The 12,309-nt window shown below is 31.2% G+C and carries 13 protein-coding genes and 1 pseudogene; all 14 read left to right on the top strand.

All coding sequences use genetic code 11. The features are described 5' to 3' along the window. Positions 1-12: 12 nt before the first annotated feature. The 14 genes and pseudogenes from GQF29_RS05835 to GQF29_RS05780 all read left to right on the top strand — a co-directional run bounded on the left by GQF29_RS05835 (position 13) and on the right by GQF29_RS05780 (position 12,274). Positions 13-867 (top strand): aldo/keto reductase, encoded by an 855-nt coding sequence (locus GQF29_RS05835; protein ID WP_118232585.1) that lies wholly within the window; start codon positions 13-15, stop codon positions 865-867. Positions 868-876: 9 nt separating this feature from the next. Beyond that, positions 877-1,098, top strand: coding sequence for a hypothetical protein (locus GQF29_RS05830; protein WP_226814606.1), 222 nt, complete (start codon positions 877-879; stop codon positions 1,096-1,098). Positions 1,099-1,105: 7 nt separating this feature from the next. Then, a complete protein-coding gene (locus GQF29_RS05825) occupies positions 1,106-1,582 on the top strand; it encodes a flavodoxin (RefSeq protein ID WP_160340761.1) in 477 nt (158 codons plus the stop codon). A 15-nt stretch (positions 1,583-1,597) separates the two neighbouring features. Beyond that, the gene (locus GQF29_RS05820) at positions 1,598-2,155 is read left to right on the top strand and encodes an NAD(P)H-dependent oxidoreductase (RefSeq protein WP_008791650.1); all 558 of its coding nucleotides are present in this window, start codon (positions 1,598-1,600) and stop codon (positions 2,153-2,155) included. 229 nt (positions 2,156-2,384) lie between these two features. Further along, a complete protein-coding gene (locus GQF29_RS05815; protein ID WP_009009826.1) occupies positions 2,385-2,513 on the top strand; it encodes a helix-turn-helix domain-containing protein in 129 nt (42 codons plus the stop codon). A 178-nt stretch (positions 2,514-2,691) separates the two neighbouring features. Then, positions 2,692-2,823 carry a hypothetical protein gene (locus GQF29_RS18815; protein ID WP_003537621.1) on the top strand — a complete coding sequence of 44 codons (132 nt, stop codon included), beginning with the start codon at positions 2,692-2,694 and terminating at the stop codon, positions 2,821-2,823. A gap of 389 nt (positions 2,824-3,212) precedes the next feature. Beyond that, a complete protein-coding gene (proB, locus tag GQF29_RS05810; RefSeq protein ID WP_008791651.1) occupies positions 3,213-4,346 on the top strand; it encodes a glutamate 5-kinase in 1,134 nt (377 codons plus the stop codon). Continuing rightward, complete coding sequence (locus GQF29_RS05805) at positions 4,346-5,572, top strand: glutamate-5-semialdehyde dehydrogenase (protein WP_003537629.1); 1,227 nt, start codon at positions 4,346-4,348, stop codon at positions 5,570-5,572. The genes proB and GQF29_RS05805 overlap by 1 nt, the downstream gene beginning before the upstream one ends. 140 nt (positions 5,573-5,712) lie before the next feature. Beyond that, entirely contained in the window at positions 5,713-6,060 is a 348-nt protein-coding gene (locus GQF29_RS18590; RefSeq protein WP_227158434.1) for an endonuclease/exonuclease/phosphatase family protein, read from the top strand. Positions 6,061-6,081: 21 nt separating this feature from the next. Beyond that, positions 6,082-6,519: an endonuclease/exonuclease/phosphatase family protein gene (locus tag GQF29_RS18585; RefSeq protein ID WP_227158435.1), complete on the top strand. Its 438-nt coding sequence runs from the start codon at positions 6,082-6,084 to the stop codon at positions 6,517-6,519. Positions 6,520-6,610: 91 nt separating this feature from the next. After that, positions 6,611-7,030: pseudogene (locus GQF29_RS05795) on the top strand (C-GCAxxG-C-C family protein). Between the two features lie 717 nt (positions 7,031-7,747). After that, positions 7,748-8,200, top strand: a complete 453-nt coding sequence (locus GQF29_RS05790; RefSeq protein ID WP_160340760.1) for a MarR family winged helix-turn-helix transcriptional regulator — start codon at positions 7,748-7,750, stop codon at positions 8,198-8,200. Beyond that, positions 8,200-10,428, top strand: a complete 2,229-nt coding sequence (locus GQF29_RS05785; protein WP_160340759.1) for an ABC transporter ATP-binding protein — start codon at positions 8,200-8,202, stop codon at positions 10,426-10,428. The genes GQF29_RS05790 and GQF29_RS05785 overlap by 1 nt, the downstream gene beginning before the upstream one ends. Continuing rightward, entirely contained in the window at positions 10,421-12,274 is a 1,854-nt protein-coding gene (locus tag GQF29_RS05780; protein ID WP_160340758.1) for an ABC transporter ATP-binding protein, read from the top strand. Before GQF29_RS05785 ends, GQF29_RS05780 begins: the two co-directional genes overlap by 8 nt. Positions 12,275-12,309: the final 35 nt, after the last annotated feature.

Genomic DNA, 12,309 nt, shown 5'->3' with positions numbered 1-12,309 from the left:
GAGTTGAAAAAAATGGAGTTTATCACTTTAAGCAATGGCGTAAAAATGCCTGCACTTGGATATGGAACATTCACAATGAGCAATGAGGAAACAGAGCGTTGCGTTTTGGAAGCAATTAAAACTGGATATAGACTGATTGATACAGCACAAGCATATTACAATGAAGAAGGTGTTGGTAATGCAATCATAAAATGTGGTGTACCTAGAGAAGAATTATTTATTACAACAAAGATTTGGATTGAAAATGCTGGATATGAAAAGGCAAAGGCTTCGCTTCATGAGTCTTTGAAAAAATTACAGATAGAATACATTGATTTAGTTCTTATTCATCAGGCGTTCAATGACTATTACGGAACATGGAAAGCCTTAGAGGAAGCATATAAATTAGGAAAAGTAAGGGCAATAGGAGTGTCTAATTTTTACCCCGACAGATTTATGGATTTAGCAACTTTCAGTGAAATTAAGCCTATGGTAAATCAATTAGAAACTCATGTTTTCCAACAGCATAAAAATGATAAAAAGTTTTTAGAGAGATATGGAACAAAATTGGAAGCATGGGCACCATTTGCCAGAGGCAGTCAAGGTATTTTTGAGAATGAAGTTTTAATGCAAATTGCAAAACAGCATAATAAAACAATCGGGCAAGTAGCATTACGTTTTCTAATTCAGAATGGAATAATCGCTATTCCTAAGTCGACTCATAAAAATAGAATGGAAGAAAACTTTAATATATTTGATTTTTCACTATCAGATGAAGAAATGAAAAAAATTGAAGAATTGGACTTGGGTGAAAATGTATTTATGAACCACGAAAATGCAGAGGATATTGATAAATTTTTCAAAATGTTTCATGTCGGGCAGAAATAAAAAGGAGAGATGAAAAATGAACTTCCGGAAATCAAAGAAATTATCGTAGAAAAAAGTAAAGGGTGGATTGGTCTAAGTGATGTTGTTACTATGACGATTGATGTAGAAAGTAAACAAGATTTTGACAAAGTTATTCAAAGTGTTGCTCATCAAAAGGTAAGTGCAACAGCACCAGACTTTTTCAGAACAGATAATTTTATATTAACACAAATAGAATATGAAAAGGAGTAGTGTAAAAATGAGTAAATCTTTAGTAGCGTATTTTAGTGCAAGTGGTGTAACCAAAAAAGTAGCAGAAAGATTAAATGAAGTTGTGCAGGGGAATTTGTTTGAAATCGTACCAGAACAACCTTACACAAGTGCTGATTTGAATTGGACAAATCCTAAAAGCCGTTCATCAGTAGAAATGAACGATAAATCGTTCAGACCAGCCGTTAAAAAAAAAATAAGTGATATGGGAGAATATGACATAATCTATTTAGGATTTCCTATCTGGTGGTATATTGCTCCTACAATCATCAATACTTTTCTTGAACAATACGATTTAAGGGATAAAACAATTATTCCATTTGCGACATCTGGAATGAGCGGAATGGGAAAAACAAACGATTATTTAGAAAATTCATGCAAGGGTGCTCGTTTGATGAAAGGGCAAAGATTTGACGAAAATGTTAGTGCAGATGAATTATCTGACTGGGTTAAAAAAATGAAATAAAAGGAGTAATGACTTATGCAAAATATATTAGTAGTATCTGGACACACAGACTTAAATAATTCTGTTGCAAATAAGGCAATATTAGAAAGGCTTGAAAATAAATTACCACAGGCTGAATTTGTCTATTTAGACAAACTTTATTCAGATTTTCAAATTGATGTTGAAGCAGAGCAAGAAAAACTTTTAAATGCAGATATAATTGTTTTGCAATTTCCTATTTTCTGGTATGCTATGCCTTCATTACTAAGTCGCTGGCTTGAAGAAACATTTCAGCATGGCTTTTCCCACGGTTCAACCGGTGATAAATTGAAAGGAAAGAAATTGATTGCTTCTTTTACGACTGGTGCTCCAGAATTTATGTATAGTTATGAAGGGGCACAGAAATATCCTATTGAAGATTTCCTCCCGCCGATAAAGGCAATGTGTAATTTGTGTGGATTGGATTACTTTGGATATGTCTATACAGGCGGAGTATCTTATCAAAATAGAAATGATACTGAAAAAATGGCTGAAATGAAAGAAAAAGCAGTTATGCATGCTGATAAATTATTGGAATTGTTAGAAACACTGTAACAAAAAAAGATCATATTTTTGAAAATTGGAAATTAATCAGAAAATAAAAGCTAAATATCCTGATTAGTTTTATATATAAGTAATTTTGTCATAAATATAAACTCTACCGATGGTTGATTGAATAATTAGAATTTTAATAGTAGTATAGGCTCAAGGAGTGAAAGATATGAGCAATATAGATAATGAAAAATGCGGATCCTTCATGATGGAGTTATGAAAAGAGAAAGGTTTGACACAAAAAGAATTTGGAGAAAAATTATGTGTATCAGACAAGATAATCAGCAAATGGGAGCTATCACGATATCCAATACTTGCAAAAGCTTTAGAATTGAGTTATGAGGAGTTATTAGATGGTTGAATTAGGTTTCAACACAAGAAAAGAAAAATATTACTTATGATAGTTGTCAATGGCTGGCAATTCTACATTTTAATTATCGAGATCTGGTAATTTTAAAAGTACATGTATAAATTTGTGAAAATAAAACATATATATTATTTAATCAAAGCATAAGTTATCTTCAATATACAACGATGATATGTATTATTATGATTTTTTGATTGAAATGGGGTTAGAAATCTTTGCTGCTAATTTGGATAATTATAATTTTGATTATGATTTAGAGGTTAAGAGTGATAATCTATTAAAAGTGGCTAAAGAATCACAATAACAATACTAAAAAAGTTTTAGTATATACTGATTTTTATTTTTGAGAAAATGCACATATTGATAATGATTGAATAAATAATAAAAAAATATCTAATTTTAGTTGATCAAAATATTGATTATGAAAAAATTTTTATATAGAATAAAAATGGAACTTTAAAAATTGCTCTAACTGGTGAAACAGCTATATTAGCAAACAAGTGCATTCACGTTTTTGAAATCGAGTATACTTGTAATAAATTTATGCTAAAGGTCAATGGTGAATTTAAATATATTTATGAAGTTGAAATCGATAGATAAAGTGTTTGAGTAATTTATGCTTAAACACTTTTTTGTTGAGAAGATGAGATAAACCTTGTATAATTAAGAAAATAATTACAGGGGGAAGTTAGAATGCGAGATTTAAGCAATATTAAAAATCTAATTATTAAAATAGGTTCATCATCATTATGTGATGATGAAGGGAATATTAATAAAGAGAAAATTTTAAATTTAATTCAACAAATAGCATATATTAAGCGTAAAGGGATAAGTATTACATTAGTCAGCAGTGGTGCTATTAATGCTGGAGTTCATGTAATGAATCTTGAATGTCGCCCGCAAACTATTCCTCAAAAGCAAGCTCTGGCAGCTATTGGACAGGCTTCATTAATGCAAATATATGAAGATTTATTTAGCTTATTTAATTTAAAATGTGCACAAATTTTATTAAATCATGATGATTTTGATGATCGTAAGCGGTTGATGAATTTTAACAATGCAATGCAGGCATTGATTGAATATGACGTAGTTCCAATTATTAATGAAAATGATACTTTAGCGGTCGAAGAAATTAAAGTTGGTGATAATGATACATTAGCATCACTGGTAGTACCGGCTGTTAATGCAGATATGGTTGTACTAGTCAGTGATATTGATGGATTATATGATGATAATCCACATACGAATAAGAATGCAAGATTGATTCGTAATGTCGATGGGATTACTAAAGAAATTGAAAGCATGGCAAAAGATGCTTCAAGCAAGGTTGGAACTGGAGGAATGATTACTAAGATTAGAGCAGCTAAAGTTTGTAATGACTTTGGCTGTGATATGGCTATTGTTAATGGTAACCAACCAAACGTTTTGATTGATCTGATTGAAGGAAAAGATGTGGGTACTTATTTTGATGGTAAACCTGGAAGACTCCTTAATTCTAGACAACATTGGATTATGTATCGAAGTATGCCAAAAGGAACAATCGTTGTTGATGAAGGTGCTAAAAAAGCATTAGTTACATGCCACTCAAGTTTGTTGCCTAAGGGAATTATTGAGGTAAGAGGAAATTTTTTAATTTCGCAGATTATTGATATTGTTGATGGTAATGATAGTCTGTTAGCACGTGGAATGGTAAATTACTCAAGTGATGAGATAAGATTGATTAAAGGATTGAACACTAGTGAAATCGAGGATGTTTTACATTATAAAGATTATGATGAAGTAGTTCACGCAAATAACCTGGTATTAGTAGAAGGAGTGAAAAATTAATGATAGAAGAACAATTAAAACAGGCTAAACTAGCTTGTCGAAAGATGCAAAATATTGATAAAGATACCAAAATAAAAGCTTTAGAAGCTATTAGTAAAAATTTGATTTCTAATATTGATTATATCGTGGCCGAAAATAAGAAGGATGTTGCTTGCGCCAAGGAAAACGGAATCAGTGAGGCAATGGTTGATCGACTTTTATTAACTAGGTCACGTATTGAAAGTATTGCTAATGATGTTTTAAAAGTAGCTGGATTACATGATTGCATTGGTGAAGTTGTTCGTGAGATAAAACGTCCAAATGGCTTAATCATTAAACAAGTTCGTATTCCCATTGGAACAGTAGCTACTATTTATGAATCTCGCCCTAATGTTACAGTTGACATAGCTGCTATTTGTATAAAGACAAATAATGTTTGTATTCTAAAAGGCGGAAAAGAAGCGATTAATTCTAATATTGCTCTAGTAAGGGTAATCAAAGAGGCAATCACAAATATTTTACCTGAAAATGTTGTTAATTTGATTGAGAAAACAGATCGTAGTGTTGTTACTGAAGTTATCACAGCCAATAATTATATAGATGTTGTCGTTCCTCGGGGAGGAGCAGGGTTGATTCAACATGTTGTAAATAATGCAACTGTCCCAGTAATTGAAACTGGTGCAGGAATTTGTCATCTATACATTGATCAAGAAGCTGATTTAGAAATGGCTGTTGAAGTTGCAGTTAATGCTAAAATTTCTCGTCCTTCAGTTTGTAATGCGATTGAAACTATTTTAGTTCATCAAGGTGTTGCAAATGAATTTTTAACGTTATTAAAACCAAGGTTTGATAAAATTAAGATATTTGGTGATGAAATAGTTTTAAAATATCTAGAAGGCAATAAGGCAACAACCAAGAATTATGCTACTGAATATGATGATTATATTTGTAATATTAAAGTTGTGAATGATATCAATGAAGCGATTGAGCATATCTATGATTATTCAACCAAACATTCTGAAAGTATTATTACTGATAATGAAGATACAGCTAGATATTTTATGGATTCTTTAGATTCTGCCTGTGTTTATCATAATGCTTCAACTCGTTTTACTGATGGTGGAGAATTTGGATTTGGCGCTGAAGTTGGAATTAGTACTCAAAAATTACATGCACGTGGCCCAATTGGACTGCAGGAAATGACATCAACAAAATATAAAATATTTGGGAATGGGCAAATAAGATAGATATAGGCAAATTAACTGTCTATATCTTTTTTATTTTTAGTTGAATCAGATTAGAATTTTGAAAGTTAGATAAATATTTTGATTGTATTAAAATTACTAATTTATCCAATAATAAATTAGTAAATAATTGAGGTAAATAAATGAATAAACAGTTCAAATTAATAATTAAGATATTATTGATGATAATATCAGGTCGTTATTATTATAGCATCTTAACTAATGAGTATTGTTATAAATTTGTTGATCAAAAAAAGATTCAAAATTTAAAGACTAATACCTTGGGGATAGGAACATATAATATAAAATCCTTAAATTATGGGAAAAATGATTTAAAAAGTTTTAATAAGGATATTATTGATTTAAAACTTGATATTATTTGTTTGCAAGAGGTAGATAAGAATTCTTTACGTTCAGGCAATTTTGACATGCTAAAAATCATGGCAAATTCTAGTGGATATTGTTATTATTATTTTTATCCTACCATGTAGATTTTAAGTGGTTACTATGGTTTGGGAATCTTAAGTAAATATTCTATAATAGAAGTTATGGCTCAACGATTACCAAATAGCATAATAAGGGAACCGCGTATCCTTACAAGAACAAAGCTCTATTTTAATGAGCAGATAATTAATATTTATAATACCCATTTAACTTATGCGGATAATCAATATCGTATTAAACAAATGGATTATGTAAAAAAGCATGTTGATTTTAACAGTTACAGCATCTTAGCTGGTGATTTTAATTCATTTAAAATGAACAATAAATTTAAAATGGAAGGGGTAAAGTGTATCAACGAGAATAAAAAATACAAGACTTTCTGCGAATTTGCAGCACCTGATAATATTTTTTATGCAGATTTTTTTGAATTAAAGAATTGTGGTTTGAAAAAATCATCATTTTCTGATCATGATTTATTGTATGGTGAGTTTTTTCTAAAGGGTTAGATTCAAGACGAATACATAATTGTTAATGTTTTGACATCGATTATAATTATCACTAAACTATAATTAAATTATATAAAAGTGAGGCTAAATTATGAATATTGATGAAAGAGTGAAAAAAGCATATGCTTTACATCATTCAGGTTATAACTGCGCTCAGGCAGTACTTGGGGCATATGTGGATTTATTTGATTTAGATATGGATAGGGCAATGACTATTGCTTATGGTTTTGGTGGCGGTGTCGGGATGACAAGAGAAATTTGCGGAACTTTAACTGGTGGGGCTATGGCTTTAGGACTTAAATATGGTAAAGGTGAAGCAGATGTTAAATAAAAAAAATTTGTTAATGAAAAAGTAGCAGCTTTGTGTAAAGAATTTGAAGATTCTCATGGATCAGTGGTTTGTGGAGAACTACTAGGATTATGGGAAACAAATAAAAAAGTTAATCGTGCTACTTGTGATGATTTAATTGCTGAAGTAGTAAGATTACTAGAAAAATATTTAGTTGATTAAGATGTCAAATTTGACATCTTTTTAAGTATGACGACTTGTCATACATTTAGGGTGAAAGTCCTTCGTGAACGTAGTTGTCGACGAATCGCATAGTGCATCGGAAATGTATTTGAGCCAAAGGACATATACACTAGGATCTAGGCATTAGAAAGTGAAAAGGAGAAGAGCATGCAAATTATGTCTAAATTATTAGAGGAAGTCTTATCTAAGAAAAATATGATACTTGTCTATAAAAGTACAAGTCGTGTGGATAATGTAGCCAATGATGAAATAAAAGATTATGTTAATTAAAACTAGAAAGACATCAAAAGACAAATCGAAACAAGGTTTTACAAACCACAACCTGTTAAAAGGGTTGAAATACCAAAGCCTAGTCATGGTGTTAGAAAACTTGGGTCAATCATGGTAGAGCAAGACAAATATCATACGCTATTAATTCGTGATAACTAAAACATGTGTTGTGCGTGCTGTAGCAAAAGAAAGGCTAGCACATAAAGACTAGTTAGTTGTTTGGATTATTATTTATTGAGATATAAATTGAAATTTAATTAAACTGCCGTATATGGAACCGTATGGACAGTGGTGTAAGAGAGGAAAATTATTTAAAATTTTTCGCTACTTGATTATAAAATAGTTGACAATGGTTAGTAGACTAACTATAATGGTTAGTGTACTAACGGAATAGTTAGTCATCTAACTAATGAAAGGAGGTACATCATGGAAGAGATAAGTTTTGATGATGTTGAAGAAGTAATTAATAATTTTCAAGGGTTAAATAAAACAATGCATTATATGATGATGGAAAAAACAGAAAAGTTTGATATATCACCGGATCAAACAAGGTTATTATTTATGTTGCAGAATCATCAAAACATTAATCAAAATGCTTTAGCAAAGAAGTTAAATATTACTAAAGCGACTTTATCAGTGAGATTGCAGCGCCTTGAAAAACTGGGTTATTTAACTAGAATACAAGATAAAAATGATAAACGTAATTATATTTTAAATATTACAAAAACTGGAGAGGTATTTATTGAGGCGGCAATCAAAATTATGAAAGAAAAAACAATGATTATGTTTGAAGGGGTTTCTAAGGAACAGATAACTGTTATTAATGATGTTATTAATATCATGAAAAAGAATATTGAAAAATGTAAAGGAGAAGAATAATGCTAAAATTAAAACATTATTTTAAAAAGTTTTGGGCACCAATTCTACTTTGTGTAGGATTATTATTCTTACAATCACAATCAGAATTAGCATTACCTGATTATATGTCGGATATCGTTTCGGTAGGAATTCAGGCTGGTGGCTTTGATAGTGCAGTAAGTGATGTTTTGAGTGAAGAAACATATAATCATTTATTAGTACTGATGGATGAAGAGGATCAGCAACAATTTATGGATGCATATAAATTAGTTGAACCCAGTAATCTTGATAAAGATACTTTAGATAAGTTTCCTAAAGCAAAAGGTCAAAATATCTATAAATTAAAAGATCTAAGTGAAAAAAAATTAGACCGTTTAGAGAGTATTTTAGTTAAACCAATGTTGATGGTAACATCAATTGATGGAATGGATAAAAATAGTAAAGAATATCAAGAACAGTTTGGGCAATTACCGCCAAATATGACACCTTACGATGCTTTAGCAATGATGGATAATACAACTAAAGCTAAAATGTTTAGTAAAATTGATAGTCAGATGGAAACGATGGGTGAATCAACTTTAAAAATTGCTGCCGGTAACGGTGTAAAAGCAGAATATTCTAGACTAGGTTGTGATACTGATAAGATTCAAAATGACTATATTTTATGGTCTGGGTTAAAAATGTTAGCAATTGCATTAGCTGGTACTGTATGTGCTGTTGCTTGTGGGTTCTTGGCTAGTAAGGTTGGGGCTGGTGTTTCGAGATTATTACGTCGTGATGTTTTTGAGAAAGTTGAAAGTTTTTCAAATGGAGAATTCAATAAGTTTTCAACTGCATCACTGATTACAAGAACAACGAATGATATTACCCAAGTACAAATGGTCGTAATTATGTTCATTCGAATAGTATGTTTTGCTCCAATGATGGGAATTGGGGCCTTGATCAAAGCTTTTAATAATACACCATCAATGACTTGGATTATTGGTTTAGTTTTATTGGTGATTTTTTGTTTGATTGGTGTTACTTTTGCAATTGTGATGCCAAAGTTTAAGATCGTACAATCATTAATTGACCGTTTAAATTTAACAATGCGGGAAAATCTTTCAGGTATGCTAGTAATTAGGGCATTTGGTAATGAAAAGCATAGTGAAGAAAGATTTGAAAAGGCTAATGGTGATCTAACAAATGTCAATTTGTTTGTCAATCGAACAATGGCTTCATTAATGCCGATTATGATGTTCATTTTTAATGTAGTAACATTATTGATTGTATATTATGGAGCAAAACAAATTGATTTAGGTAATATTGCAATCGGACAAATGATGGCTTTTATGCAGTATGCAATGCAAATTATTATGTCATTTTTGATGATTGCAATGATTTCAATTATGTTGCCACGGGCTAGTGTAGCAGCAGATCGTATTTATGAAGTTATTTCAATGGAACCTAAAATTGTTGATCCTAAGGAACCTAAAGCTTTTATTGAAAGTAAAAAAGGTTTAGTTGAATTCAATAATGTTACATTTAAATATCCTGGTGCTAATGAAGCAGTATTAGAAAATATTAGTTTTACTGCAAAACCTGGCGAAACTACAGCATTTATCGGTTCAACGGGATCCGGTAAAAGTACGTTAATCAATTTAATTCCTCGCTTTTATGAAGTAACTGAAGGTAATATTAAGATTGATGGTGTTGATATTCGTGATGTTAATCAACATGATTTAAGAGATAAAATTGGTTTAGTACCTCAAAAAGGATTATTATTCTCAGGAACCATTAGATCAAATTTAACTTATGGTGCACCTGAGGCTACAGACGATGAACTTGAAGAAGTAATTCGGGTAGCTCAGGCAAAAGAATTTATTGATAATAAAGAAGAAAGATTAGATAGTGAAATTTCACAAGGTGGAACAAATGTATCTGGCGGTCAAAAACAACGTTTAGCAATTGCTCGAGCTATTGCTAAAAATCCAGAAATCTTTATTTTTGATGATAGTTTTTCAGCTCTAGATTTCAAGACAGATGCTAAATTACGTCAAGAATTAGATAAGATGGTTAAGAAGACTAAAAATACAGTATTGATTGTCGGACAACGTATTGCTTCAATTATGGGAGCTGAACAAATCATTGTTTTAGATGAAGGTAAGATTGTTGGAAAAGGAACCCATGAAGAGTTAATGAAAAATTGCGATGTCTATCAAGAAATCGCATATTCACAATTATCAAAGGAGGAATTAGGACATGAGTAATCAACCAAAAAGAAATGGTCCTAAATTCGGACCTGGTGGTATGCACGGAATGCGTGGCGGTGAAAAAGCTAAAGATTTTAAAGGTACTTTAGGTAAATTATTTAAATATTTAAGACCGTATTATTTTCGTTTAGTTATAGTTGTGATTTTTGCTTCAGCATCAACGGTTTTTGCAATCGTAGGACCAAAGATTTTAGCTAAAGCAACAGATAAATTAAGTGAAGGTATCATGGCTAAAGTAGCTGGTACTGGTGGAATTGATTTTGATTATATTGGTCAAATTATTTTGATTTTAGTTGGATTGTATTTGATTAGTGCTTTATTTAGTTATATACAAGGTTTTATTACTTCAACTATTTCACAACGAGTTGCTTATGATTTAAGAACATCAATTTCTCAAAAGATGGATCGGATGCCATTAAGTTATTTTGATAAACATACTAGTGGTGATATTTTAAGCCGAGTAACAAATGATATCGATACAATCGCACAATCACTAAATCAAAGTATGTCACAGGTAATTACGTCGACAGTAACGGTAATTGGAATCTTTATCATGATGTTGACTATTTCACCAGTTATGACTTTGATCGCAGTTTGCGTATTACCAGTATCAATGGTTTTGATTGGTTTAGTAATGAAACGTTCACAAAAATATTTTGCGCGTCAACAAGCTGCTTTAGGTGATGTCAATGGTCATATTGAAGAAATGTATGGTGGTCATAATGTGGTTAAAGCATTTAATGGTGAAGCTGCTTCAGTAGAACAATTTAATGAGTATAATGATAATTTATATGAAAGTGCTTGGAAGTCACAATTCTTTTCGGGTTTGATGCAGCCAATCACAGGATTTGTTGGAAATGTTGGATACGTTGCGGTATGTTTATTAGGTGGTGTTCTTGCTGGTGGTGGTAGTATCACAATTGGTGATATTCAGGCCTTTATTCAATATGTAAGACAATTTAATCAACCAATAACACAATTAGCACAGACAATGAATATGTTACAAAGTACAGCAGCAGCGACTGAACGTGTTTTTGAATTTTTAGGTGAAGAAGAATTAGAACCAGAAACACCAAAAGTTACTGCTGATGAGGTGGCTAAAGTTGAAGGTTCTGTTACCTTTGCTGATGTTAATTTTGGATATTTAAAAGATCAAACGATTATTAATGATTTTAGTTTACATGTTCATGCGGGGCAAACTGTTGCAATTGTAGGACCGACTGGTGCTGGAAAAACAACGATCGTAAAATTATTAATGCGATTCTATGAATTAAATAGTGGTTCGATTCTTATTGATGGTAAAGATATTCGTGATTTTGGACGTCAGGATTTACGATCATTATTTGGAATGGTTTTACAAGATACTTGGTTGTTTAATGGAACAATTAAGGAAAACCTAATGTATGGAAAATTAGATGCAAGTGATGAAGAAGTCAAGGAGGCTTGTAAAGTCGCTTATGTTGATCATTTTGTACAAACATTAGAGAATGGATATGAAACAATGATCAATGAGGAATCATCTAACATTTCTCAAGGGCAAAAACAACTTTTAACAATTGCACGTGCTTTCTTAAAAGATCCAAAAATTTTGATTCTTGATGAAGCAACTTCTTCAGTAGATACAAGAACAGAAGTATTAATTCAAAAAGGAATGGAAAAGCTAATGGAGGGAAGAACAAGTTTTGTCATTGCCCATCGTTTATCAACAATTCGTGATGCTGACACAATTATTGTAATGAAAGATGGTGACATTGTAGAACTTGGAAATCATGATTCATTATTGGCTAAAGATGGCTTCTATGCCTCATTGTATCGTTCTCAATTCGAGGGATCAGATGAATAGAAACAGTTTAAACAACTGTTTCTTTTTTTGCTTTT

This window comes from Coprobacillus cateniformis (assembly GCF_009767585.1).
Taxonomy (GTDB): Bacteria; Bacillota_I; Bacilli_A; order Erysipelotrichales; family Coprobacillaceae; genus Coprobacillus; species Coprobacillus cateniformis.
The sequence above is the reverse complement of the archived record's forward strand: the minus strand, read 5'-3'. Positions and strand labels throughout refer to the sequence as shown.

Excerpts from the sequence above, each read along its gene's own strand:
- GQF29_RS05835 (WP_118232585.1), top strand. The coding sequence starts at position 13 with ATGGAGTTTATCACTTTAAGCAATGGCGTAAAAATGCCTGCACTTGGA.
- GQF29_RS05830 (WP_226814606.1), top strand. The coding sequence starts at position 877 with ATGAAAAATGAACTTCCGGAAATCAAAGAAATTATCGTAGAAAAAAGT.
- GQF29_RS05825 (WP_160340761.1), top strand. The coding sequence starts at position 1,106 with ATGAGTAAATCTTTAGTAGCGTATTTTAGTGCAAGTGGTGTAACCAAA.
- GQF29_RS05820 (WP_008791650.1), top strand. The coding sequence starts at position 1,598 with ATGCAAAATATATTAGTAGTATCTGGACACACAGACTTAAATAATTCT.
- GQF29_RS18815 (WP_003537621.1), top strand. The coding sequence starts at position 2,692 with ATGTATTATTATGATTTTTTGATTGAAATGGGGTTAGAAATCTTTGCT.
- proB (WP_008791651.1), top strand. The coding sequence starts at position 3,213 with ATGCGAGATTTAAGCAATATTAAAAATCTAATTATTAAAATAGGTTCA.
- GQF29_RS05805 (WP_003537629.1), top strand. The coding sequence starts at position 4,346 with ATGATAGAAGAACAATTAAAACAGGCTAAACTAGCTTGTCGAAAGATG.
- GQF29_RS18590 (WP_227158434.1), top strand. The coding sequence starts at position 5,713 with ATGAATAAACAGTTCAAATTAATAATTAAGATATTATTGATGATAATA.
- GQF29_RS05790 (WP_160340760.1), top strand. The coding sequence starts at position 7,748 with ATGGAAGAGATAAGTTTTGATGATGTTGAAGAAGTAATTAATAATTTT.
- GQF29_RS05785 (WP_160340759.1), top strand. The coding sequence starts at position 8,200 with ATGCTAAAATTAAAACATTATTTTAAAAAGTTTTGGGCACCAATTCTA.
- GQF29_RS05780 (WP_160340758.1), top strand. The coding sequence starts at position 10,421 with ATGAGTAATCAACCAAAAAGAAATGGTCCTAAATTCGGACCTGGTGGT.